Raw genomic sequence first — 23,338 nt, 5'->3', positions numbered from 1 at the left:
GCGGTCCCATACCGTCGATCGAGCAGGTCACGTGCGTAAGCAGCTGTCCGTCCCAGAACGTATCGGCGCCCTCGGCGTCGGCATCGCGGTAGCCGCGGCGTTCTGGCCGATGTTCACGGCATCCACCGGTCTCGGTGCGCCGTGTCTGTTGCGCACGTTCACCGGCGTCCCATGTCCGGCCTGCGGTCTGACCACCGCCGCGGTCGAACTGGTCCACGGGCACGTCGTGGCCTCTGCGGCGGCGAACCCGGCCATCCTGGGCGTCGCGACGGTCACCGCCGTGGCGGTGCCGCTGCTCCTGCTGCGCCAGCTCGGCGTGGTCGGCGCTCCGGTGCCGTGGTCCAGCAGGGCCCGGTCACGCATGGGCTGGCTCATGCTCGTGGCGGCAGCCATGAGCTGGGCCTTCCAGTTGCACCGGCTCGGGGTCGCCTGAGCCGGAAGTGTTGCACCACCCCCACTTTCTCGTCCAAGGAGTTCCATGAACCTCGCAACATGGCCCGTGCGTGTCGGCGCCTTCATCGTCGACTACATCCCCGCGTGGATCCTGTTCGGCATCGGTGGCGTCGCCGGCCGTACCGACGACGGCGGCCTCGGCCCGATCTACTTCGTGTTCGCCCTGCTCGGCTTCGGCTACATCGTGTACAACCGCTGGATCCTCGGCGGCAAGGGCCAGAGCCTCGGCAAGAAGGCCCTGGGCCTGTACCTGGTCAAGGAGCAGACCGGCCAGCCGATCGGCGCGGGCATGGCGTTCGTGCGCGACATCGCGCACATCGTCGACAGCATCATCTGCTACATCGGCTGGCTCTTCCCGCTCTGGGACGCCAAGAAGCAGACGCTGGGCGACAAGATCGTGGGCACCGTCGTCACCAAGGCGTAACTCGCCTCCGCCGCCCGTGGCCGGGCCCGCCGTCGCGCGGGTCCGCCGCGGGCGGCGCCATGTCGGGCTAGCGTTGACCCGATGAGGCTCGTACTCATCGCTGACACCCACGTCCCCAAGCGCGCCAAGGACCTGCCGGCCCCGGTCTGGGACGCCGTCGAGGCCGCCGACGTCGTCATCCATGCGGGCGACTGGGTCGACGAGGCGTTCCTGGATCGCCTGGAGGCTCGCTCGTCGCGGCTCATCGGCGTGTACGGCAACAACGACGGCCCGCCGTTGCGGGCGAGGCTGCCCGAGGTCGCCGATGCCGAGCTCGACGGGCTGCGGATCGCCGTCATCCACGAGACCGGTCCGGCGACCGGCCGCGAGCAGCGGTGCGACGCCCGGTTCGCAGACCGGGACCTGCTCGTCTTCGGCCACTCCCACATCCCGTGGGACACCACGACCCCCGCCGGCCTGCGACTGCTCAACCCGGGCTCGCCGACGGACCGCCGCCGGCAGCCCTTCGCCACCTTCATGACCGCCGAGGTGGTACGCGGTGCGCTCACCGACGTCGTGCTGCACCAGGTGCCGGGGCAGCCTGCTCAGCCTCGCGGGCGGCTCAGAGCGCCTCGAGCGTGAAGTACTGCTTCAGGAACGGGATCAGCGTCCGGTACGCGATGATCGTGTCCGGCTGCTTGTTGTCGTGGGACAGGACGATCGAGCCCTGCCGGACCTGCTTCTTCACCTCGGCGATGACCCGCTTGATGTGGGCCTCGTCGTTGGCGTCCTTCGAGTGGTTCCAGTCGGCCGGGTCGGCGTCCCAGTAGATCGACGCCATCCCCAGGTCCTTCGCCTTCGCGATCAGGCCGGGGGTGAAGTTGCCGCCGGGGGCGCGGAAGTACCGGATCGGGACGCCGGAGCCGGCCGCGGCGCGGATCACCTCGTTGGTGCGCTTGAGGTCCCAGTCGATGTAGCCGGGCTCCTTCTTCGCCAGGTCCGTCAGGTGCTGCCAGGAGTGGTTGCACAGGGTGTGGCCCTCGGCGGCGATGCGCCGCACCAGGTCCGGGTTGTCCCGGGCACGGAAGCCGACCAGGCAGAACGTGGCCTTCACGCCGTTGTCGCGCAGCAGGTCCAGGATCTTCGGGGTGTTGACGGGGTCCGGCCCGTCGTCGAACGTGAGCGCGACCGCGGTGGACCCGGTGCGGCTCTGCGAGCCGGCGGCGCCGTGGCCGGTGCCGGGCGGGCGGATCACGAACGTGCCCTCGGGGCCCTTCACCGTGGAGGCGCTCGGCTTCGGCGTCGGCTTCCCCGAGGGGGCCGTCGACGTGGACGGACCGGTCGACGGTGACGTGCTCACGGCCAGCTGCGTCGGCTCCGCGGACGCCGTCGCGGTGGGGGCGCCGGTGGCGGGCAGGGCGGCCGAATGGTCCTTTTTGGACCCGTCGGACCCGCACGCCGTGAGGGCGAGCATCGAGGAGACCAGCACCGCCACCATGGTCCTGCGTCGGGACACCCTGGGCACTCCTCACGTGGACGACGAGCCGTGAAACGCAACGCCCGGTCAACCTAGCCGAATCCGGGCACGTTTCACATCCCCCGTAACAGGGTGAAGGCATTTGCATGCGTAGGGTGAAGTCGGTCAGTGCGGGGGTTACTGTGCTGCGGTGAGTTCCACGACGGCGGTGCCGGTGCAGCTGCTCGCCCACCTGCGCCGGGCCCGCGACCACCTCGACCGCCACTATCGGGAGCCCCTCGACCTCGACACCGTCGCCGCGGTCGCGCGGGTGTCCAAGTACCACTTCGTGCGCTGTTTCGAGTCGGCGTACGGCGAGACGCCGATGCGGTATCTCACCCGCCGCCGGATCGAGCGGGCTCAGGACCTGCTGCGCTCGGCCAACCTCTCCGTCACCGAGATCTGCATGGCGGTCGGGTTCAGCAGCCTCGGCTCGTTCTCGTCCCGGTTCACCGCGATCGTGGGCATGAGCCCGACGGCCTACCGGGACCGCTGGCCGTACAGCACCGCGCACATCCCCGGTTGCTTCCTGTTCATGAACGGGGTGCTGCACAAGGGCGCAATTTCGAAGAAGCGTTCCACTGCTGACGGTCAGTAACGTTGCTCGCATGATTACCAACATCTCACTGGTCACGGTCTACTGCCTTGACCAGGAAAAAGCCCGCGACTTCTACGTCAACCTGCTCGGCTTCGAGGTCCGCACCGACATGACGATCAGTGACGGCTATCGGTGGCTGACGATCGGCCATCCGAACCAGCCGGAGCTGGAGGTGACGCTGATGGTCCCCGGGCCGCCGCTGGACGAGGAGGCCGCCGCATTCGTGCGCCGGCAGTTGGAGAAGGGGCAGACGGGCGGGCTCGGGCTGCGGGTGGACGACTGTCACAAGGCGTTCACGGAGTTGTCCGGCAAGGGCGTGACGTTCCTGCAGGAGCCGTCGGACCGGCCATACGGGCTGGAGGCCGTCATGCGCGACGACACCGGCAACTGGCTGGTGCTCGTGGAGCCTCGCGCCTTCACGCCGGGGGACTTCACATGACCGGCCCGCCGGTCGGGCGCTCAGCCGACCGACCACCCCGTCGCCGCCGCCCATTCCTCCGCGACGACGATCACCAGGTCGACGACAGGATCCTTGACGTCGCTGTAGATCCCGATGTCGTTGACGGCGCCGGCCAGCGCCGCCTTGAACGCCCCGTATGCCGGCACCGCCGCCGGGTGCGCGCGGAACCAGTCGCGGAAGAGCAGCGCCAGCCGCTCGTTCGGGGAGCCAGCGAGCCGCACGTGCAGGTTGACGTCCGGTCCGCGCCACATCCGCTTCGCCCAGCGCTCGGGGTCGTCGGTCAGTCCGGCGGGCACGTGGTCGCGCACGAATGGTTGCCGCGACAGGCCGAGCGCCTCGAGGGGTGCGTCCAGCGACGCGTCGAGGTCCAGCACGCTGACCTGCAGGTCGATCACGGGCTTGGCGGACATCCCCGGGATCGACGTGCTGCCGATGTGCTCGACCCGCACCGCCGCGGGTCCGAGGTCGTGCCGGAGCCGGGAGGCGAGGGCGAGGCCGCGCGCCGCCCACTCCTCCCGCGGCGAGTCGACGAGGATCGGCATCAGGTGCTCTCCGCTTCGCGCTTGGCCTTGGCGCGCCGTTTCCCTTCGTGCATCGCCTGCACGCGGGGCACCGGGATCGTGTGCCCCTCCGCGATCAGCGCCGCGTCGAGCCGTTGCGGCGCCGGCATCCGCGCGGCCCACGGGTCGGTGTCGCCCAGCAGGCCGGGCACGGTGTGGATGGTGAAGTCGGCCGGCGTGACGTTGTCGAGGTCGTCCCACGACAGCGGAAACGACACGGGCATGCCCGGCCGCAGCCGCGGGCTGTATGCGGCCACGACGGTTGCCCCGCCGACCCTGGTCGGGTCGAGGAAGACCTTGCCCTCGCGGTCCTCACGGATGAACGCGGTGGTGGCGAGGTCCGGGTCGAGCCGCGCGGCCCTGGCGGCCACGGCTCGCGTCGCGGCGGCGATGTCCTCCATCGGCGCGTGCGTGTCGATCGGCACGAAGACGTGCAGCCCCTTGGCGCCGCTCGTCTTCACCGCGCTGTCCATGCCGAGTTCGCGCAGCACGGCCCGGACCAGCCGCGCCGCGCCGACCGCGAGCCCGAAGGCGTCCGGCGCCGGCGGGTCCAGGTCGAGGATCATGTGGGTGGTGTGCGCGAAGTCTGGCACCTTCGCGAGGGTGGGATGAAACTCGATGGCCCGCTGGTTGGCGAACCACAGCAGCGTCCGCCGGTCCTCGCACAGCCCGTAGGTGACGTTGCGCTTCGACGACTCCGCCCACACGGTTACCCGGGGCACCCAGTCCGGCGTGTATTTCGGCAGGTTCTTCTGCATGAACGGCTGCTGCCCGCGCAGCATCCGCACCACCGACAGCGGCCGGTCGCGCAGCACGGGGATGATCCGGTCGCGGACCGCGTCGAGGTAGTCGACCAGGTCGCGCTTGGTGGCCCCGGCGTCGTCGAACAGTGGCTGGTCGAGGTTCGTCAACGCGACCCCGTCGCGCTCCTCATCGGCTGCGCTCACCGTCACACCGTACCAACGTTCCCTATTCTTCCTGATCGTCCTTTCCTCGGCGGAGCGCGTCGGCTGCCGTTTCGGTGAGCACCCTGTCGAGCAGCTGAGCGATCGCCGCCGGCTCGACCGTTTCGCGGTCTCCGGTGGTGTACCGCCGGATCGCCGCCCCGACCGCCGCCATGCTCGGATCGCGGCCTTCGGCGCACCTCGCGGCGTCCGCCTTGCCGCAGCGGACCCGTCGACGGCGAACCGTCAGATCCGGCACGCGGTCAGCACCATGCGGGGGTCCTGCGGGTCGTCGTCGGTCAGTCCCTGCCACATCTGTCAGCGAGATGGTAGACCTAGTATCCTAGGATGCAGGAGAGGATGTGACGACCGCCTTGGCTCGGCTCCCGGTGGCGCCGGCGTGGGAAGCCGGCGCCACCGCGGGCCGAGGTCAGGCGGCGTCCTCCATGACGAGGTCCATGTTGAGCATGCCGGCGGTGCTGACACCGGCGGCGGCCGCGGCGATCACCGTGGCCATCGGGTCGGTGACGTTGCCGGCCACGTAGAGACCGGGGACGGTGGTGGCGCCGCCCGGGCCGGAGGGGAGGTGCGTGCCGAAGCGGTGACCGTTGACCTCGAAGTCGACGGGCTTCAGGCCCAGCGGGGCGAGCGCGTCGGCGCGGGCCTCGACGCGGCTCATCAGCACGAGGGCGTCGACCGGCACGAGCGTGCCGTCGGCGAGCCGCGCACCGTCGGCGCCGAAGCCGGTGACCTCGCCCTCGACGATGCGGATCCCGCGCCGGGCAAACTTGGCCAGTTCATCGTCGGTCGGCGCCGGGGCGGTGTGCAGCAGCAACGTGACGTCCGGGGTCCACTGCCGCCACAGCAGCGCCTGGTGCGCGGACATGGCCGACACCCCGAGGATCGCGACGGGCCGGTCACGGACCTCCCACCCGTGGCAGTAGGGGCAGTGCAACACCCGGCCGCCCCAGTGCTCGGCGACACCGGGGATGTCGGGCAGTTCGTCGACGAGCCCCGTGGTGACCAGGACCCGGCGCGCCCCGACCGTCGTGCCGTCGGCCAGCTCGACCACGAACCGCGGCTGCTGCGACCCGTGCTCGCCCCGGCCGTGCTGTTCAGTGCCGCCGGAGCCGGAGCCGGAGTCGGAGCCGGAGTCGGGGCCGGGGCCGGAGTCGGGGCCGGGGCCGGAGTCGGGGGCGGAGTCGGGGCCGGGACGGACGGCGGTGACGGTGCCGGGGTGGATCTCGCCGCCGTACAGGCCGACCTCCTCGCGGCCGATGGCGAGGAGCTCGCCCGGCGGGGTGTTCTCCCGGCCGAGATAGTTGTGTACATGGCCGGCGGGGGCGTTGCGAGGGTTGCCCGCGTCGACCACCAGGACCCGGCGGCGGGCCCGGGACAGGGTCAGCGCCGCGCTCAGCCCGGCCGCGCCGCCGCCGATGACCACCACGTCGTATTCGCTCTGCATGCCCCGAGCGTCGCTCGTCGTGGCGCTTCCAGCAAGGAGTCTTGCTGAAACTGCAAGAAGCTGTCATCGCGCCCGCCCGGAGACCGCCCACGCCGCCCACGCCGGTCATGCCGGTCATGCGGGATCAGGCCCCGAGCTCCTGGCCCCATCCCGCCGCCTGAGCCCGGCGCTCGAAGCTCGGGGTCCATGCCCGCAACCGCGCCCGCCCCCACGTTCGCTCCGTCGAGGCCGCGGCGTCACGTCGAGGCCACGGCCTGGCAGGCGCCCCAGCCGTCCGCGCGGGCGACGACCCGGCCGTCAACGATCCGCAGGGCGGTCTCCGTGGTGTCGGTGGCCGGCGTCGGGTCGCAGGTGACCTGCAGGTCCGGCCACGCGGCGAGCGGCGCCGCGTGCGCGAGGTGGTGGCGCAGCTCGGCGAGCGACAGGCGGACCAGCGGCAGCAGCTCGTCCGGTGCGCCGGTCACGAGGACCGCCGTCACCGGCAGCCCGCTGCGGACGGCGTGCTCGACCGCGGACAGCCGGTGCAAGCCGAGGACGGCCACGATCCCGTCGCGCGGCGGCGACACCGGTACATCACGCAGGAGGCCCATTGTGGACGGTGCCGGAGCGGGCTCGTCGGCGGCGTGGGCCGTGGTCGCCAGGGGTGGGGGGAGCCAGGCGTCGTCGAGGGCGGGGAGGTCCTCGACGGCCCGCACGACGTGGAACGGCTCGCCGAACCCCGGGGCGGCCGCGGCGAGCTGCCCGGCGCCGTGCAGGACCGTCAGGGCGAGCTCGGCGAGGCGGACCTGCCGGCCGCCGCCGTCGGGCCGCAGGCGCTCCAAGGTGAGGCCGAGGACGATCGCGTCGAGCTGTTTGAGCTGCGCGAACGCCATCCGCACGGCAGGGTCGACGACGACCTCGGTCATCAGGTCGGCGGCGAGGCAGGCGGCGGGGCCGGTGTCGTCGGTCGCGAGGGGCAGCCGGGCGACCCAGGCCCGCGCGAAGGCGCCGAGCGCGGCCTGGGCGGTGGTCGCGGTCGCCTCGAAGGAGGCGGGCGGGACGTCGTCGGCGAGGACGGCGAAGTACAGGGCGCGCTTGCTGGGGAAGTTGGAGTAGACGGCGCCTCGGGTCAGCTCGGCCCGCTCCGCGATGGCGTCGATCTTGGCGTCGCGGAAGCCGCGTTCGGCGAACTCCGCGCGGGCGGCGGCGAGCACGGCGGCGCGGTTGCGCTCCTGCGCCTCGGCGCGGGTCAGACGTGCCACGACAAATAAGATACTGTCGTCATCCAGATGATGCGATCATTTGGAGTGCCGTGACGACCGTGCCCGAGATCGACCTTTCCGACCCGGAACTGCTGCACGACCCCGCCGCCGTCTACGGGCGGGCCCGCGAACGGGCGCCGGTCGCGAGGCTCGTCGCGCCCGGGTTCGGGCCGATGTGGGCCGTGACCCGGCACGCCGAGGCGCGCGCGATGCTCGCGGATCCGCGGTTCGGCAACAGCGCCGCCAGCTATCCGCGCCTGGACGTGCCGGAGCAGTGCCGGCCGTACCTGCGAACGATGCAGGAGATGGACGGGCCTGAGCATCAGCGGCTGCGCCGGTTGAGCGCACCGGCGTTTACGGCCCGCCGCGCCGCCGCGTTCCGCCCCGTGGTCACGCGGATCGTCGAGCGGCTCCTCGACGACGTCGCCGACCTGCTCGCCGACGGACCGGCCGACCTGCTGGAACACTTCGCCGGGCCGCTGCCGGTGCATGTCGTCTGCGCGCTGCTCGGCGTGCCCGACGAGGCGCGGCCCGCGTGGCTGGTGCACGGCCGGGCGGTCGCCGCCGGCAACGGGCCCGCGTTCACCGCCGCCGTCCCGGCGATCATCGACGGTGCGCGGGAGGTCGCGCCGCACGTCGCGGACCTGTTCGGCGACGGGCTCACGGAGCAGGAGCGGGTCACCCAGGTCTGGCACCTGGTCCTGGCCGGGCAGACCCCGACGAACCTGATCGCCAACGCGGTCGCGGCCCTGCTCGAGGAGCCGTCCCGCGCCGCCCTGCTGCGCGCCGAGCCCGACCTGCTGCCGGGCGCCGTGGAGGAGCTCACCAGATGGTGCGGCCCTCAGTTGCTGACGATTCCACGGTATGTCCACCGCCCCGCCGACCTCGCCGGTGTCACGGTCAATCCGGGTGAACCGGTCACGGTCGCGATCGTCGCGGCGAACCGTGACCCGCGGGTCTTCCCGGATCCCGAGCGGCTCGACCTGCGCTCCACGGCCGCCGGGGCCCACCTCGGGTACGCCCACGGCCCGCACTTCTGCCTCGGCGCGCCGCTGGCGCGGGTGCAGGCGGAGGTGGCGCTCGGCGCCCTGCTGGCCAGGTTCCCGGACCTGGCGCTGAGCAGCTCGGGCGCCCTCGCCGGCGTCGCCGCCCGGCGGGTGCCGGACCCGGGCACGTGGCGGCTCGCGGCGCTGCCGGTCACCGCTGGGGATGCCGCCGGTCCCACCTGAGGAGGGTCGCCGCAGCAGCGGGACCGCGGCACCGGTCATCGCGGCGGCGAAACGGTCACGCCGAGCCGGGGCGGATCAGGCCGCTCTCGTACGCGAACGCCGCGGCCTGGACGCGGTCGCGGAGGTCGAGCTTGGTGAGCATCCGGGAGATGTACGTCTTCACCGTCGCCTCGCCGAGGAACAGGGCGGCGGCGAGCTCGGCGTTGGAGCGGCCACGGGCGGCGAGCCGGAGCACGTCGACCTCGCGGCCGGTGAGGGTGGCCAGCGGGCTGCGGGTCGTCGGCCGGGCCCGGATCGCCCCGCCCAGGACCGCTCCGTCCGCCGCCGTCCGGCCGGAAGCCGCCGGCGCCGTCCAACAAACGGCCTGACCAAGGCTGAACGGCCTGACAAAGGCTGAGCAGCGAGATGTTCAACTGATCCGGGTCGTCCGCAGGACGCGGGCGGCCCCGGTCGTAAGGTGTCGCAATGAGGAACACCACTTTCACGGAGCGGCGCGGTGTAGGGCTTCGCTCCGAACGGGGGCCGGTGCTCGCGTCGGTGATGCTGGCCACCGGGCTCGTCGCGCTGGACAGCACGATCATCGCGACCGCGGTGCCGTCGGTGGTGCGTGACCTGGGCGGGTTCTCGCACTTTCCGTGGCTGTTCTCGGTGTACCTGCTGGCCATGGCGGTCACGACGCCGCTGTACGGCAAGCTGTCCGACGTGGTGGGCCGGCGGCCGGTGATGTTCGCCGGGATCGCGGCGTTCCTGGTCGGGTCGGTGCTGTGCGGGTTCGCGTGGAGCATGCTGACGCTGATCATCTTCCGGGCGGTGCAGGGTATCGGCGCCGGCGCGATCTCCCCGATGAGCATGACGATCATCGGCGACCTGTACACGGTCGAGGAGCGGGCCCGGGTGCAGGGGTACGTGGCCGGGGTGTGGGGCGTGTCGTCGGTGGTGGGCCCGACGCTCGGCGGGGTGTTCGCCGACTACCTGTCGTGGCGGTGGATCTTCTTCGTGAACATCCCGCTGGGGCTGGTTGCGGCGTGGATGCTGGCCCGGAACCTGAAGGAGCGCGTCGAGCGGCGCACGCACCGCATCGACTACCTCGGCGCGTCGCTGCTGGTGGCCGGGTGCACGCTGCTGATCCTGGGCACCCTGGAGGGCGGCACGACCTGGGCGTGGCTGTCGGCGCCGAGCGTGACGATCTTCACGGTGGGTGCGGTGCTGATGGTCGCGTTCTGGTTCGTGGAGCGCCGCGCGGAGGAGCCGGTGCTGCCGCTGTGGGTGTTCCGGCACCGTACGCTCGTCGGCGGCAACCTGGTGTCGCTGGTCGTGGGGGCGCTGCTGATCGGGCTGACGTCCTACGTGCCGAACTTCGCGCAAGGCGTGCTGAGCGCCAGCGCCGTGCTCGCCGGGTTCGTGGTGGCGGCGATGACGCTGGGCTGGCCCCTGGCGGCGACCGCGTCCGGGCACTTCTATCTGCGCGTCGGGTTCCGCAACACGGCCCTGGGCGGCGGCGTGATGATCATCGCCGGTACGGTCATGTGCGCGCTGCTCGGCCGGCACACCACGCTGCCGGCGCTCGCGGTCGCGTGTTTCGTCATCGGGGCCGGGCTGGGGATGACGTCCAGCCCGAACCTCGTCGCGGTGCAGTCGGTCGTCGGCTGGGACCGCCGGGGCGTGGTGACCGGCACCAACATGTTCTTCCGGTCGATCGGCAGTGCGGTCGGCGCGGCCGTGTTCGGCGCGATCGCGAACACGACCCTGGACCGGCGGTTCGCCGCGGCGCCGCCGGGGGTGCGGGAGCGGCTCGGCGGCGGCGCCGACGCGACCGACGTGGTGCTCAAGGCGAAGGACACCCCGCCGGCCGTGCTGGCCTATGCGCGGGACAGCCTGTACGCGGCGACGCACCATGTGTTCATCGCGCTGGCCTGCGTCGGGGTCCTCGGCGTCGGCGCGCTGCTGCTGATGCCGCGGCGGACCACGCCACTGCCGTGATCGGCCGTGATCCCAGGCACGGTTGATCCATTTCCTACCGGCGAGGTGGGTACGATCGCCGCCATGCGCTCCAGGACCCTCCTCTTCGCCGCCGGGTTGACGGCGGCCCTCGCCGCCGCTGCCGGCTGCGCACCGGCTGACGACGACACCGCCACCCCGGCCGCCTCCGGCGGCTCCACCGCCGCCGCGGCGAACTGCGCCCCGGCGAACCTGAAGACCGTCGCCGCGGGCAAGCTCACCATCGCCACCGACGAGCCCGTCTACGAGCCGTGGTTCAAGGACAACAAGCCCGAGAGCGGCGAAGGCTTCGAGGCCGCCGTCGCCTACGCGGTCGCCACGAAGCTCGGCTACAGCAAGGACCAGGTCGTGTGGACCCGGGTCACGTTCAACAACGCGATCGCCCCGGGGAAGAAGACGTTCGACTTCGACGTCAACGAGTTCTCCATCACCGACGAGCGCAAGCAGGCCGTCGACTTCTCCGCCCCGTACTACGACGTGACCCAGACGGTGATCGCGTTGAAGTCCTCGAAGATCGCCGGGGCGAAGAGCGTCGCGGACCTCAAGGGCGCGAAGCTCGGCGCGCAGGTCGGCACGACCAGTTACCGGTCGATCACCGAGGTGGTCAAGCCGACGGCGCAGCCGCAGGTGTACAACAACAACGACGACGCGAAGAAGGCGCTGCAGAACGGGCAGATCGACGGCCTGGTCGTGGACCTGCCGACGGCGTTCTACATCACCGGCGCGGAGATCACCGACGCGCAGATCGTCGGGCAGCTGCCGCAGCCGTCCGGCACCCCCGAGCAGTTCGGCCTGGTGCTGGACAAGGGCTCGGCGCTGACCGGGTGCGTCAGCCAGGCCGTCGACGCGCTGCGCGGTGACGGCACCCTGAAGAAGCTGACCGAGCAGTGGTTGTCGTCCGTGCAGGGCGCACCGACGCTCAGCTGATGACGTTCAAGCCCAGCCCGTTACAGCTGGAACGGGACGCGTACCGCCGCCGGCAGACGATCCTGTCGGTGGCGGTCGCGGCCGTGTCCACGCTCGTCGTCGGGGTCCTGCTGTACGCGGCGGTCACCGGCGCGCCCGGCTGGGACCGCTTCCGGGCCAGCTTCCTGGACCCGGACGTGGCCCGCGAGTCGCTGCCCGCCGTGCTGCGCGGGCTGTGGCTCAACGTGCGGCTGCTGGTGGTGTGCGCGGTCGCGGCGCTGCTGCTCGGCCTCGGCATCGCCACGCTGCGCACCATCCGGCCCGCGGTGTTCTTCCCGCTGCGGGCCCTGGCGGCCGGGTACACGTACACGTTCCGCGGGCTGCCGCTGATCGTGACCCTGTACCTGTTCGCGTTCGGGGTGCCGGGGCTGCGGCTCAGCGGTACGCCGACGGTGCTGGTCCTCGGCGGGATCGCGATCGTGCTCACGTACGCCGGATACATCGCCGAGGTGTTCCGTGCCGGGATCGAGTCGGTGCACCCGTCGCAGCGGGCCGCGGCCCGGTCGCTGGGGCTGACGTACCGGCAGACGATGCGGCACGTGGTGCTGCCGCAGGCGGTGCGCCGGGTGACGCCGCCGCTGCTCAACGACCTGGTCGCGATGCAGAAGGACGTCGGGCTGATCTCGCTCGCCGGGCCGATCGACGCGATCCGGGCCGCGCAGATCGAGACCGCCGGGTCCTACAACTACACCCCGTACGTGGTGGCCGGGGTCCTGTTCGTGCTGCTGGCGATCCCCGTCGTCGCGGTCACCGACTGGGTCACGCTGCGTGCCGCCCGCCGCCAGTCAGGAGACAACCGGCTGTGACCCTGCTGCGCATCGACGGCGTGCACAAGCTGTTCAACGGTAACCCGGTGCTGCGCGGGGTGTCCCTCGACGTCGCCGAGCACGAGGTCGTCGCCCTCATCGGCGCGTCCGGCTCCGGCAAGTCGACGCTGCTGCGCTGCGTGAACCTGCTGGAGCAGGTCGACGACGGCACCATCCACCTCGACGGGCAGGACATCACCGACCCGCGCGCCGACCCCGACAAGGTCCGGCGCCGCATCGGCATCGTCTTCCAGGCGTTCAACCTGTTCCCGCACCTCAGCGTGCTGGACAACGTGACGCTCGCGCCGCTGCGCGTACACCGGCTGCCGCGGGAGAAGGCGCAGGCCAAGGCGCTCGCGCTGCTGGAGCGGGTCGGCCTGGCGGACAAGGCCGGCGCCTACCCCGACCGGTTGTCCGGCGGCCAGCAGCAGCGGGTCGCGATCGTGCGGGCCCTGGTCAACGAGCCCCGGCTGCTGCTGCTCGACGAGGTCACCTCGGCGCTGGACCCGGAGCTGGTCGGGGAGGTCCTCGCGCTGATCCGTGACCTGAAGGGCGACGGGGTCACCATGGTCCTCGCCACGCACGAGATGAGCTTCGCCCGGCAGGTCGCCGACCGGGTCTGCTTCCTCGACGGCGGGCTCATCGTCGAGCAGGGCCCGCCGGAGCAGGTGTTCGGCGCGCCGCGCGAGGCCCGCACCCGGCAGTTCCTGCAACGCATCACCGACGCCGGCCGGCTGTGACGCATCCTGCTGCCGGGGGAGCGGCGGGGTGGATTGACCGTGGCGGCGCCGCCGGGAAGGATCGGCGCAGCGTTTCGGCGGACGGGGGGCTGCGGCAATGCGCAACCGGCGGGTGAGCCTGCTCGACATCGGGCTGGACCAGTCGTTCGACGCGTCGATGGCGTTCGTGCAGTCGACGCTGCAGAGCATCAACGCCGGGCTGCCCGAGCCGATCGCCGACATCGACTTCGTGCGGTCCCGGGACCTCGACACGGTCCTGGCCGCGTTCACCGCCGAGTGTGACGTGCTGCACGTGATGGCGCACGGCGACCACGGCGAGACCCCCATGTTCAGCAGCACCGACGGCAAGACCGCGATCACCCTCGAGGCGATCAGCGACTACGCCAGCGACCGCGGGCACGGGCTCAACGCCAGCACCGTGCTCGCCGACGGGTGCAAGACCGGCATCGGCGCCTGGCAGCGGGCGCTGCGCAACTGCCTGCACGGCGAGATCGTGTACATCGGCGCGTCCGCGCTGGTCGGCTGGCACGAGAGCACCGTGTTCTGCTCGGCGTTCTACGGTGCGCTGTTCCGCAACAAGGGCAAGGGTGTCCCGCCGGTCGACCAGGCGTGGGACGCTGCGCACCGGGCGATGGAGGCGTACGCGGCGATCACCGACCGGGTGTGCCCGTACAAGGTCGTGGTGCTGGAGCCGAGCCGGCAGGCCCGGCTGGCGTTCCGCTGACTGCAACCAACTTCGTGGCATAAGGGCCGATTTGTCGGGTAGATCGCCCGGCGTGCTGACGAACCTTGCGCATCTGGACTCCATGCGGGTCCGTGTCACCCCGCCGCCGCAGCCGGGGCACACCACGTACCGGCTGGCGGAGGAGCCGTCGGTCGAGGTGGTGTGGACCTACGCCGAGCGGCTCCCGGACGGCAGCTACCTGCCGGTCGGTGGCGGGCCCGTCGACCCCGACACCGGCCACTACACGCAGGGCGCGTTCAACGCCGACGACATCGCCCGCGCCGCCGTGGTCTACCTGCGGCACTGGCAGGCCACCGGCGCCGGCACCAGCCGGGCCGCGGCGCGGCAGCTGCTGCGCGGCCTGTGCTACCTGCAGAGCGTCTGGGACGACACGCCGGACGACGGCCCCGCGAACTCCTCGCACGGCAACGTCGTGCTGTGGCAGCAGGCCGACGGCACCCTCAACCGCAGCGGTGTCCCCGCCGAGACCCCCGACCCGTCCGACAGCGGCGAGTCGGCGTGGCTGGCCCGCACCGTTTGGGCGCTCGGCGAGGGCTACGCCGCGTTCAGCGCCGACCCGCAGGACGAGGCCGGCTTCCCGGCGTTCCTGCGCCGGCGGCTCCGGCTCGCGATCGCCGCCATCCGCCGTCAGGTGCTGCCACGGTACGGCCAGTGGCGCGTCGTGGAGGAGTCGGCAACCCCGGCGTGGCTGATCGGTGACGGTGCCGACCTCACCGGCGAGGCGCTGCTCGGGCTGAGCGCGTACACCGGCTGCAGCGGCGACGACGACGCGCGCAAGGTGCTGGAGCAACTGGCCGAGGGCGTCACCGCGATGCGGACCGGCACCCCGTGGACGTGGCCGTTCGGCGCGGTCCTGCCGTGCGCGCTGTCCCGCAGCGCCTGGCACGCCTGGGCGGGGCTGGCACCGGCCGGGCTGGCCCGCGTCTACGAGGTCGCCGGTGACCTGGCGGCCCGGGACGCGGCCCTGGCCGACGCGGCGTCGTTCACCCCGCACCTGCTCGTGCAGGGCGGCCCGGACAACCTGCGGGTCGCCGTCCCGGGCGCCCGGGAGGCGCTCACCCTCGACGGGGTGCAGCTGGCGTACGGCGCCCAGTCCCGCGTCGAGTCGCTGCTGACCACGGCCAGGGTCACCGGCCGGCCGGCGCTGTCGACGCTGGCCGGGATCGCCGGGTCGTGGTTCTTCGGCAACAACCCGGCCGGGGCACCCATGTACGACCCGGCGACCGGGCGCACCTACGACGGCGTCGACATCCCCGACGCGGAACCCCGCCGGCTCGGCCGGCGCGGCGTCGTGCACCGCGACGCCGGCGCCGAGTCCACCATCCACGGGCTGCTCGCGATGCTCGCCCTGGACGCCGACCCGCACGCCGCCGCGGTCGCCCGGATCGCCGAGGCGGACCTCGACGACGGCGCCGGCGAGTGCCGCAAGGACAGCGAGCTGCGCTGCCTGTCGCTGCGCGATCCGCGCACCGGCGCGCGGGTGACGCTGCTGCGCAGCGTCGCGACCAGCACCCGCGCCTGCGACGTCGACCTCGGCAGCGGCACCGGCACCGCCGACGGCACCGCCACCGTGACCGTCAACGACCCCACCGGCGAGGAACTGGAGCACTACACGACGTCAGCGGGGCGCATCCGCGCGATCGTCCCCGGCGGCGGGTTCACCATCGTCACGAGGCTGCCCGAGACCGGCTGAGCGCCCCTGAGCCTTCCCCGGCCGGCGCTGGGCGGACCGTTATCCTTGCCCGGTGCCGGAGCCTCGGGGAGTCCTCGCCGCCGTCGCCGTGGGCGGCGCCGCCGGCAGCGCCGCGCGGCTCGGGATGGCGCAGCTGCTGCCGCACGACGCCGGCACCGGCGTGCCGTGGTCGACACTGGCCGTCAACGCGGTCGGCTGCCTGCTCATCGGGGTCCTCGTCGTGCTCGTCGACGGGCGGCACCCGCTGCTGCGGCCGCTGCTCGGCGCCGGGGTGCTCGGCGGGTTCACGACGTTCTCCACCTTCACCGCCGACGCGGTCGTCCTCGCCGAGCGCGGCGCGGTGTGGACCGCGGGCGCGTACGTCGCCGGGACCCTGATCACCGCGCTGGCCGCGGTGCGGCTCGGGGTGTCCGTGACCCGCCGGCTGACCGGGCGGACCACGTGATGCTGCTGCTGGTGCTGCTCGGCGGGGCCGTCGGGGCGCCCGCCCGGTACCTCACCGATCGGGCGCTCAAGGACCGTGCGCCGCTCGGGACGCTCATCGTCAACGTCGCCGGCAGTGCCCTGCTCGGCATCCTCATCGGTGCCGGCGGCGCGCTGCCGGCGACGGTGACGACGCTGGTCGGGACCGGGTTCTGCGGGGCGCTGACGACGTACAGCACGTTCAGCCTGGAGACGCTGATGCTGGTCGAGGCGGGGCGGGCCCGGCGGGCCGCGCTGTACGTGACGGCCAGCCTGGCGCTCGGCCTGACCGCCGCCGCGGCCGGGTTCGCCGCCGCCCGCGCGCTGAGCTGAGCCCCCACCTCGCGGGCGCTCACCACCACGCAGGCGTGCCGATCACCGCGCGGGAGCCCACCGCGGTCCCTCACCGGGGCCTCGCGGTGAGCAGGCGGAACAGGGTGAGCCACTGCTCCGGCCAGACCAGCCCGACCGGGGTGTCCGGGGCCAGCCGCAGCGCCCGGAACGCGGCCGAGACGCGGCGCGGATCGTACCGGCGGCACAACGACGCGTGCAGCGACCCACCCGCCCCGCCGAACCCGAGCTCGACGAACGCCGCGTAGCCGCGCCCCGGCGCCAGCGGCACCGGCCGCCGGGTCAGCCGCAGGATGCCGCCGTCGACGCGGGGCACCGGCCGGAACGCCTCCCGCGGCACCCGCCCGGCCAGCCGCCACTGCCACCACGGCCACGTCGCGATCGTGAGCCGGCTCCAGCGGCCGTAGTCGCCGGTACGTTTGCGCGCGTACTCCAGCTGCGTCAGCAGCGTCGCCGCGGTCAGGCCCGGCGCGTGCAGGCACCAGTCGACGACGGCCGAGGTCAGCGCGTACGGGATGTTGCCGACGACCGTGAACGGCTGCGGCGGCGGTGCCGCGGCGAGGAAGTCCGCGACCCGGACCGTGACGTTCGGCCGGGCCGGCAGCGCCGCGGCGAGGTCCGGGTCGACCTCGTAGGCGACGACCCGCCGGCACCGTTGGGCGAGCGCCACGGTGAGGTGGCCGCGACCGGCGCCGACCTCGACGACGACCCCGTCCGGGTCCAGGTCCGCGGCGTCGACCAGCCGGCGGACGGCGCCGGGCGCGGTGAGCAGGTTCTGGCCGTACACGCGACGGCTTCTGACATGAGCATGCTTGCGGGCGGATGGCGCCATGACCGGGGTCCCGTCTGCCGCCGCGGATGGGCGGCGAAACACGGACAGGCGGCATCGCGGCCCGTCCGTTTCCGAAAGAGGACTCGGAGGGCCCTGGCGCGGCGCGGGTGATGACGCCCCGGGTTACGGCCCGGCCCGCGTGGCGGGACCGGGCAGGGGCGTCAGACCTGGCGGACCAGGGCGCGACGCCGGATGCGCAGGCGCGCGGCCGGCATCGCCGCCCGCGCGAGGAGGGCATGCGTCATGGTCATCGCCGCACCGTAGCGGACCGCGCCGCCCGCGGCACCCGATTTTTGCTCAGTCGGGCAGGAGCGGCTTCTCCCACACCGAGACGTGCTGGGCGCTGTCGCTGGTGAACGGCTCGCGCTGCCAGCCCGCCCAGCGGTGCTGCAGGTGCAGGCCGGCCAGCTGCGCCATCAGGTCCAGCTCGGCGGGCCACACGTAGCGGAACGGGATCGAGCGGAAACCGCCGCGGCCGCCCACCACCTCGACGTAGTTGGAGCTCATCGACTGGGTGGCGACGTCGTACAGGTCGTAGGCCCAGCGGGTCTCGCTCACGTGGAACGGCACGACGTCCTGGCCGGGCGGCAGCCGGCGCAGGTCCGGCATCATCACCTCGACCACGAACCGCCCGCCGGGCTGCAGGTGCGCCGCCACGTTGCGGAAGCACGCGACCTGCGCCGCCTGCGTCGTCAGGTTCATGATCGTGTTGAAGACGATGTACGCGAGGGAGAACGACGCCTCGACGCGGGTGGTGGCGAAGTCGCCGATCGTCACGCCGATCGCGTCGCCGCCGGGCTTCTCGCGCAGCCGGGCCACCATCGCCCGGGACAGGTCGATACCGTGCACGGGCACGCCCTGGGCCGCCAGCGGCAGCGCGATGCGGCCGGTGCCGATGCCGAGCTCGAGGGCCCGGCCGCCGTCGGCGAGCTGCGCGAGGGTGTCGACGGCGGGCTGCACGACCGCGGGGTCGGCCATCTCCCGCGACGACTCGTCGTAGCGGGCCGCGACCCGTTCGCCGAAATAGCCGTCCTGATCGATCATCGCCGGACCCTATCGCGGCCGCCCGATTTCGGTGCCCGCGGGGCGCGGATCCCGTTTGGCGGTCCGATTTGCCGGATCTGAGGCGGGAGACTTGGCTCCCGCCTCAGATCACGGTGCGGTGCGGGTCAGCGGCGGTCGAGCAGGACCTCGGCGGCGCCGCCGTCCACGCGCAGGCTGTACCGGTCGGCGGCCTGCTGCCAGCCGGGCAGGGCCAGGACCGTGCCACCGGCCAGGTTCTGCTTGGCCGAGGCGTCCAGGGTGGCCTTGCCGACGGTGCTGGACGCGCCGAGGGTCAGCTGCGCGGGCGGCCCGGCCGGGGCGTGCACGAGCAGCTTGCCGACGCCGCCGACGCGGATCGGCAGCTCACCCTCGGGTTTCGGCACGGTGACCTCGAGCTCCTGCACGCCGGCGACCACGTCGACGCCGGCGAGGCGGCCCGAGGCGAAGTCGACGACCTGGCGCAGACCGCCGCCGGCGAGCTTCAAGTGCCAGCGCACGGTCGAGTTGAGGTACACGTGCACGGTGGCCTGGCCGGCGATCTCCGTGCCGTTCAGGCTGAGCCGGACCACGTCGCCCTCGACGGCGGCGGCGGGTTCGACGCGGCTGCCGGGCAGGGTGGAGGCGCGGTACAGGTACCCCTCCATCGGCTCGCTGTGGATGATCACCGACTCGGCGCCGGTGATCACCTCGAGCGTGGCCGCCTGCCGGCCGTCGAGGGCGCCGGTGACGGTGTGCACCGGCTCCTTCTCGGCGGGTGTGTCCGGCTTGCCCGTCCGGGTGGTGGCGATGACGAGGCCCACCAGTACCAACGCCACCGCCGCCACACCGGTCAGCAACCGCAACAACGGGGACTTGATCATGGGCTGGTGCAGCTCAGCGTCGGGGCGGTCGCCGGGGCGGTGCCGGTGGCGTTGAAGCCGAACGACGTGGTCGCGCCGGCGGCCAGGACCCTGTTCCAGTCGACGTTGCTCACCGCGGGGTTCGGTGGCTGCGCGACCAGGGTGCCGTTCCAAGGTGACCCTTCGAAGCCCTGCCCGTTCTGGTACGACCACCGTACCGTCCACCCGTTCAGGCTGGTCGATCCGTTGTTGCGGACGGTGACCTCGGCCTGGAAGTGCCCGGCCCACGAGCTCGGCACGGTCCGCCAGGTCGCGGTGCACGCGCCGGGTCCGCCGGTCCCACCGGACTGGCTCGGGGAGGACGACGGCGACCGCGAGGCGGACGCCGACGCCGACGGGGACGCCGAGCGCGACGGTGACGTCGACACCGACGGTGACGGCGAGGACGGGGTGCCGCCGATGCCGGTCACCTCGCCGTTGCCGCCGTCGAAGACGATGTCGGAGCAGCTGAAGAAGTTCTCCTGGCTGTCGGAGCGCACCCACTGGATGAACAGCATGTGCCGGCCGCTCTTGCCCGAGGGCAGGGTGGCGTTGAACGAGTAGTAGTTGAGCGCGCCGGGCGGGCCGGACTGCGGCGGGTCGGTCGCGCTCCAGAACGGCTCCAGGTCACCCCACGCCAGCGGCGTGGTGGGGCTCCAGCCGTTGCGGGTGACGTACAGGTGGAACGTGCCGGGGTGGGCGGCCCAGTTGCTGTAGCGCATCTGGATCGTCGAGCCGGCGGTCAGGTGGGTGAGAGGCCAGTCGGTGCGAGCGGCGTTGTACGCGGCGTACTTCGTCGTGCCCGCCCCGCAGATCTGGCCGTCGGGGATGTAGCCGGTGGTGCGGCCGCCGGCATCGGAGCGCAGCACGCCGAACCAGTCGTACAGCGGCTGCTGCCCGCCCTGCGCGACGGCGTCGGCGCAGGCGGGGTTGCTCGGGATGATCTGGCCGGTGGGGCGCAGGCCGTCCACGTAGCACAGGTAGGTGCGGCTGCCGGGGACCATCGCGACGCCGTGGGCCGACGCCGGGGCGGCGGGGACCACGAGGACGGCGACGACGCCGACGGCGAAAGCCGTTAAGACGCTCCACACTGGGCGCAATGTGCTCCTCCTCACACGAGGTTGGCGCAGTGTTTGCACGCGGTGCGGCCATTGGCAAGCATCGACGTCGTACGGGCGGCGGGATCAGGCCGGGCCCGTGAAAGTTCCACGTGGTGCGCCTATGCCGTGCGGTAGCGGGCCGCGGGAAGTGTCGGTGGGTGCGCTTAGGGTGTGGTGTCGCTACTCCTTCCGATATATCGCTTGTACGAGTGAGTGCTCGCTCAGTAAGGTGACCGTCGTGAACCAGCAGCCCGTGCAGACCCGCCGCCGGCGCGTGCCCGCGCTGTCGCCGGACGAGCGACGGGCGACGATCATCGCCGCGACCATCCCGCTGCTGCGCACCTACGGCGCGGCGGTCACCACCAAGCAGATCGCCGAGGCCGCGGGCGTCGCCGAGGGCACCATCTTCGGCGTCTTCCCCGACAAGGCGTCGCTGATCCTCGCCGCGCTCGGCACCGCCTTCGACCAGGAGACGGTGCTGCGCCAGCTCAGCGCGATCGACCCGCAGGCGCCCCTGCGGGAGCGCATGCGCGACGCCGCGACGATCCTGCTGCGCCGCTTCGAGGCCAACATCCAGCTGATGATGGTCGCCCGCACGCTGCCGACGGAGACCGGTCGGCAGCAGGTGGAGCAGCTGATGGAGGGCCGGCGGCGGCTGGTCGGGGCGGTGGCGGAGCTCATCGAGCCGGACCGGGCGCTGCTGCGGCGCAGCCCCGCCAGCACCGCCAACATGCTCGTGCTGCTGGTGATCGCGTCGGTCCGGCCGGAGCTGGCCGAGCCCGACACGCTCGATGCCGACGGCGTGGTCGCCGTCCTGCTCGACGGGCTGCTGGTGCGCCCGACCGACACCACCGGGGGAGACGCCTGACGATGCTCATCCGACTACTGAAGACCTACCTACGGCCCTACAGACGGCCGATCGCGCTGGTCGTGCTGCTGCAACTGGTGCAGACCCTCGCGACGCTCTACCTGCCGACGCTCAACGCCGACATCATCGACGGCGGCGTCGTCACCGGCGACACCGGTTACATCATGCGCATCGGCGGCTGGATGCTCGCAGTCACCGTCGTGCAGATCGTGTGCTCCGCCGCCGCGGTCTACTTCGGCGCCCGCACCGCGATGGCGCTCGGCCGCGACGTGCGGGCCGGCATCTTCGACCAGGTGCAGCGGCTCTCCGCGCGGGAGGTCGGGCAGTTCGGCGCGCCGTCGCTGATCACCCGCACCACCAACGACATCCAGCAGGTCCAGATGCTGGTGCTGATGACGTTCACGCTGATGGTGTCCGCGCCGATCATGTGTGTCGGCGGCATCATCCTCGCCCTCGCCCAGGACGTGCCGCTCTCAGCGCTGCTGCTGGTCGTCGTGCCGATCCTCATCGGGGTCATCGCCGTCATCGTCGTGCGGATGCGGCCGCTGTTCCGCCTCATGCAGGAGCGCATCGACCTGGTCAACCGGGTCATCCGCGAGCAGATCAGCGGCATCCGGGTCATCCGCGCCTTCGTCCGCGACGAGCACGAGCGGGTCCGCTTCGCCAAGACCAACGGCGACCTGCGCGACGTGTCGCTGGCCGTCGGCCGCCTGATGTCGCTGATGTTCCCGACCGTCATGCTGGTCGTCAACGCCTCCAGCATCCTCGTGCTGTGGTTCGGCGCGCACCGCATCGACAGCGGCGGCATGCAGATCGGGGCGCTCACGGCGTTCCTGAGCTACCTCATGCAGATCCTGATGTCCGTCATGATGGCCACGTTCATGTTCGTCATGATCCCCCGGGCCGAGGTGTGCGCCGAGCGCATCCAGGAGGTCCTGACCACCGAGTCCAGCGTGGTGCCGCCGGCGAAGGCGGTCACCGAGCTGCCCCGCCACGGCGAGCTGGAGCTGCGCGGCGTCGAGTTCCGCTACCCGGGCGCGGAGGCGCCCGTCATCAGCGGCATCGACCTCGCCGCCCGGCCCGGCGAGACGACCGCCATCATCGGCAGCACCGGCGCCGGCAAGACCACCCTGCTCAACCTGGTGCCCCGGCTGATGGACGCCACCGCCGGCACCGTCCTGGTCGACGGCGTCGACGTGCGCGACATCGACCCCGCGCTGCTGTCGGCGACGGTGAGCATGGTGCCGCAGAAGCCGTACCTGTTCTCCGGCACCGTCGCCTCCAACCTGCGCTACGGCCGGCCCGACGCGACCGACACCGAGCTGTGGCGGGCCCTGGAGGTCGCACAGGCCGCCGACTTCGTGCGGGCCATGCCCGAGGCCCTCGACGCGCCGATCGCGCAGGGCGGCACCAACGTCTCCGGCGGGCAGCGGCAGCGCCTGGCGATCGCCCGGACGCTCGTCGCCCGGCCCGAGGTGTATCTCTTCGACGACTCGTTCTCCGCCCTGGACTACGCGACCGACGCCGCGCTGCGCGACGCGCTGCGCACCGAGATCGCCGACGCGACCGTGGTCATCGTCGCGCAGCGGGTCAGCACGATCCGCGACGCGCAGACCATCGTCGTGCTCGACGAGGGCCGCGTGGTCGGCACAGGCACCCACACCGAGCTGATGGACACCAACGCGACCTACCGCGAGATCGTGCTGTCCCAGCTCACCGAGCAGGAGGCAGCGGCATGACCGATCCGGAGCGCAGCGGAGGGCTGGGCATCGTGGGTGCGGTTCGACGGTCAGGGCGGCGGCGGAGCGCAGCGGGGGTGGCGTCATGACCGGCCCGCAGCGGAGCGAGGAGCTGGGCATCGTGGGTGCGGTTTCGACGGTCAGGGCGGCGCCGGAGCGCAGCGGGGGTGGCGTCATGACCGGCCCGCAGCGGAGCGAGGAGCTGGGCATCGTGGGTGCGGTTTCGACGGTCAGGGCGGCGCCGGAG

General features: G+C 72.5%; 27 protein-coding genes and 1 pseudogene. 17 read left to right on the top strand and 11 right to left on the bottom strand.

What is annotated here, in order from left to right; genetic code table 11:
- Nucleotides 1–31: 31 nt before the first annotated feature.
- From AB0H83_RS38705 to AB0H83_RS38695, 3 genes are all read left to right on the top strand, one after another.
- On the top strand, nucleotides 32–433 hold the full coding sequence (locus tag AB0H83_RS38705; RefSeq protein WP_360104205.1) for a DUF2752 domain-containing protein: 402 nt from the start codon (nucleotides 32–34) through the stop codon (nucleotides 431–433).
- Nucleotides 434–478: 45 nt separating this feature from the next.
- A complete protein-coding gene (locus tag AB0H83_RS38700; protein WP_360104202.1) occupies nucleotides 479–877 on the top strand; it encodes an RDD family protein in 399 nt (132 codons plus the stop codon).
- A gap of 81 nt (nucleotides 878–958) precedes the next feature.
- Nucleotides 959–1,498, top strand: coding sequence for a metallophosphoesterase (locus AB0H83_RS38695; RefSeq protein WP_360104199.1), 540 nt, complete (start codon nucleotides 959–961; stop codon nucleotides 1,496–1,498).
- On the opposite strand, the gene AB0H83_RS38690 is transcribed toward AB0H83_RS38695, so the two are convergent.
- On the bottom strand, nucleotides 1,479–2,135 hold the full coding sequence (locus tag AB0H83_RS38690) for a polysaccharide deacetylase family protein (RefSeq protein ID WP_360104196.1): 657 nt from the start codon (nucleotides 2,133–2,135) through the stop codon (nucleotides 1,479–1,481). The genes AB0H83_RS38695 and AB0H83_RS38690 overlap by 20 nt on opposite strands.
- Between AB0H83_RS38690 and AB0H83_RS38685 the strand changes: the two genes are divergently transcribed.
- From AB0H83_RS38685 to AB0H83_RS38675, 3 genes are all read left to right on the top strand, one after another.
- Nucleotides 2,116–2,406: a hypothetical protein gene (locus AB0H83_RS38685; protein ID WP_360104193.1), complete on the top strand. Its 291-nt coding sequence runs from the start codon at nucleotides 2,116–2,118 to the stop codon at nucleotides 2,404–2,406. The genes AB0H83_RS38690 and AB0H83_RS38685 overlap by 20 nt on opposite strands.
- Before the next feature lie 117 nt (nucleotides 2,407–2,523).
- Complete coding sequence (locus tag AB0H83_RS38680) at nucleotides 2,524–2,970, top strand: AraC family transcriptional regulator (protein WP_360104190.1); 447 nt, start codon at nucleotides 2,524–2,526, stop codon at nucleotides 2,968–2,970.
- 10 nt (nucleotides 2,971–2,980) lie between these two features.
- Nucleotides 2,981–3,409: a VOC family protein gene (locus tag AB0H83_RS38675; RefSeq protein WP_360104187.1), complete on the top strand. Its 429-nt coding sequence runs from the start codon at nucleotides 2,981–2,983 to the stop codon at nucleotides 3,407–3,409.
- A gap of 20 nt (nucleotides 3,410–3,429) precedes the next feature.
- On the opposite strand, the gene AB0H83_RS38670 is transcribed toward AB0H83_RS38675, so the two are convergent.
- From AB0H83_RS38670 to AB0H83_RS38650, 5 genes are all read right to left on the bottom strand, one after another.
- Nucleotides 3,430–3,972 carry a GrpB family protein gene (locus tag AB0H83_RS38670; protein ID WP_360104184.1) on the bottom strand — a complete coding sequence of 181 codons (543 nt, stop codon included), beginning with the start codon at nucleotides 3,970–3,972 and terminating at the stop codon, nucleotides 3,430–3,432.
- Nucleotides 3,972–4,937, bottom strand: coding sequence for a non-homologous end-joining DNA ligase (ligD, locus tag AB0H83_RS38665; protein WP_360104181.1), 966 nt, complete (start codon nucleotides 4,935–4,937; stop codon nucleotides 3,972–3,974). The genes AB0H83_RS38670 and ligD overlap by 1 nt, the downstream gene beginning before the upstream one ends.
- 22 nt (nucleotides 4,938–4,959) lie before the next feature.
- Nucleotides 4,960–5,193, bottom strand: coding sequence for a hypothetical protein (locus AB0H83_RS38660; RefSeq protein WP_360104179.1), 234 nt, complete (start codon nucleotides 5,191–5,193; stop codon nucleotides 4,960–4,962).
- A gap of 171 nt (nucleotides 5,194–5,364) precedes the next feature.
- Nucleotides 5,365–6,399, bottom strand: a complete 1,035-nt coding sequence (locus AB0H83_RS38655; protein ID WP_360104176.1) for an NAD(P)/FAD-dependent oxidoreductase — start codon at nucleotides 6,397–6,399, stop codon at nucleotides 5,365–5,367.
- Nucleotides 6,400–6,635: 236 nt separating this feature from the next.
- On the bottom strand, nucleotides 6,636–7,640 hold the full coding sequence (locus AB0H83_RS38650) for a TetR/AcrR family transcriptional regulator (RefSeq protein WP_360104173.1): 1,005 nt from the start codon (nucleotides 7,638–7,640) through the stop codon (nucleotides 6,636–6,638).
- A 50-nt stretch (nucleotides 7,641–7,690) separates the two neighbouring features.
- Here AB0H83_RS38650 and AB0H83_RS38645 point away from each other — a divergent pair, with 50 nt between their 5' ends.
- Nucleotides 7,691–8,869 (top strand): cytochrome P450, encoded by a 1,179-nt coding sequence (locus tag AB0H83_RS38645; RefSeq protein WP_360104170.1) that lies wholly within the window; start codon nucleotides 7,691–7,693, stop codon nucleotides 8,867–8,869.
- A gap of 55 nt (nucleotides 8,870–8,924) precedes the next feature.
- Here the strand turns inward: AB0H83_RS38645 and AB0H83_RS38640 are convergent.
- Nucleotides 8,925–9,131, bottom strand: a pseudogene (locus AB0H83_RS38640) (LuxR C-terminal-related transcriptional regulator); the annotation flags it as partial.
- A gap of 203 nt (nucleotides 9,132–9,334) precedes the next feature.
- On the opposite strand from AB0H83_RS38640, the gene AB0H83_RS38635 reads away from it, so the two are divergent.
- From AB0H83_RS38635 to crcB, 8 genes are all read left to right on the top strand, one after another.
- Nucleotides 9,335–10,849, top strand: a complete 1,515-nt coding sequence (locus AB0H83_RS38635) for an MDR family MFS transporter (RefSeq protein ID WP_360104167.1) — start codon at nucleotides 9,335–9,337, stop codon at nucleotides 10,847–10,849.
- A 63-nt stretch (nucleotides 10,850–10,912) separates the two neighbouring features.
- A complete protein-coding gene (locus AB0H83_RS38630) occupies nucleotides 10,913–11,794 on the top strand; it encodes an ABC transporter substrate-binding protein (protein WP_360104164.1) in 882 nt (293 codons plus the stop codon).
- Entirely contained in the window at nucleotides 11,794–12,639 is an 846-nt protein-coding gene (locus tag AB0H83_RS38625) for an amino acid ABC transporter permease (RefSeq protein WP_360104161.1), read from the top strand. The genes AB0H83_RS38630 and AB0H83_RS38625 overlap by 1 nt, the downstream gene beginning before the upstream one ends.
- 2 nt (nucleotides 12,640–12,641) lie before the next feature.
- The gene (locus tag AB0H83_RS38620; RefSeq protein ID WP_360104246.1) at nucleotides 12,642–13,379 is read left to right on the top strand and encodes an amino acid ABC transporter ATP-binding protein; all 738 of its coding nucleotides are present in this window, start codon (nucleotides 12,642–12,644) and stop codon (nucleotides 13,377–13,379) included.
- A 97-nt stretch (nucleotides 13,380–13,476) separates the two neighbouring features.
- Nucleotides 13,477–14,103, top strand: coding sequence for a hypothetical protein (locus AB0H83_RS38615; protein WP_360104158.1), 627 nt, complete (start codon nucleotides 13,477–13,479; stop codon nucleotides 14,101–14,103).
- 52 nt (nucleotides 14,104–14,155) lie between these two features.
- Complete coding sequence (locus AB0H83_RS38610) at nucleotides 14,156–15,817, top strand: hypothetical protein (protein ID WP_360104156.1); 1,662 nt, start codon at nucleotides 14,156–14,158, stop codon at nucleotides 15,815–15,817.
- A 52-nt stretch (nucleotides 15,818–15,869) separates the two neighbouring features.
- A complete protein-coding gene (locus AB0H83_RS38605) occupies nucleotides 15,870–16,262 on the top strand; it encodes a CrcB family protein (protein ID WP_360104153.1) in 393 nt (130 codons plus the stop codon).
- A complete protein-coding gene (gene crcB / locus AB0H83_RS38600) occupies nucleotides 16,259–16,612 on the top strand; it encodes a fluoride efflux transporter CrcB (protein ID WP_360104150.1) in 354 nt (117 codons plus the stop codon). Before AB0H83_RS38605 ends, crcB begins: the two co-directional genes overlap by 4 nt.
- A 70-nt stretch (nucleotides 16,613–16,682) precedes the next feature.
- On the opposite strand, the gene erm is transcribed toward crcB, so the two are convergent.
- The 4 genes from erm to AB0H83_RS38580 form a co-directional block, all read right to left on the bottom strand.
- A complete protein-coding gene (erm, locus tag AB0H83_RS38595; protein ID WP_360104147.1) occupies nucleotides 16,683–17,462 on the bottom strand; it encodes an ErmE/ErmH/ErmO/ErmR family 23S rRNA (adenine(2058)-N(6))-methyltransferase in 780 nt (259 codons plus the stop codon).
- A gap of 297 nt (nucleotides 17,463–17,759) precedes the next feature.
- On the bottom strand, nucleotides 17,760–18,506 hold the full coding sequence (locus AB0H83_RS38590; protein WP_360104144.1) for a class I SAM-dependent methyltransferase: 747 nt from the start codon (nucleotides 18,504–18,506) through the stop codon (nucleotides 17,760–17,762).
- A 125-nt stretch (nucleotides 18,507–18,631) separates the two neighbouring features.
- Nucleotides 18,632–19,366, bottom strand: a complete 735-nt coding sequence (locus AB0H83_RS38585) for a hypothetical protein (protein ID WP_360104141.1) — start codon at nucleotides 19,364–19,366, stop codon at nucleotides 18,632–18,634.
- On the bottom strand, nucleotides 19,363–20,475 hold the full coding sequence (locus AB0H83_RS38580) for a lytic polysaccharide monooxygenase (RefSeq protein WP_360104138.1): 1,113 nt from the start codon (nucleotides 20,473–20,475) through the stop codon (nucleotides 19,363–19,365). Before AB0H83_RS38580 ends, AB0H83_RS38585 begins: the two co-directional genes overlap by 4 nt.
- 247 nt (nucleotides 20,476–20,722) lie before the next feature.
- Between AB0H83_RS38580 and AB0H83_RS38575 the strand changes: the two genes are divergently transcribed.
- Both AB0H83_RS38575 and AB0H83_RS38570 read left to right on the top strand, forming a co-directional pair.
- Entirely contained in the window at nucleotides 20,723–21,352 is a 630-nt protein-coding gene (locus AB0H83_RS38575) for a helix-turn-helix domain-containing protein (RefSeq protein WP_360104135.1), read from the top strand.
- A 2-nt stretch (nucleotides 21,353–21,354) separates the two neighbouring features.
- The gene (locus AB0H83_RS38570) at nucleotides 21,355–23,091 is read left to right on the top strand and encodes an ABC transporter ATP-binding protein (RefSeq protein WP_360104132.1); all 1,737 of its coding nucleotides are present in this window, start codon (nucleotides 21,355–21,357) and stop codon (nucleotides 23,089–23,091) included.
- Nucleotides 23,092–23,338 lie beyond the last annotated feature (247 nt).

This window comes from Dactylosporangium sp. NPDC050688 (genome assembly GCF_040654515.1).
Lineage (GTDB): Bacteria > Actinomycetota > Actinomycetes > Mycobacteriales > Micromonosporaceae > Dactylosporangium.
The sequence above is the reverse complement of the archived record's forward strand: the minus strand, read 5'-3'. Positions and strand labels throughout refer to the sequence as shown.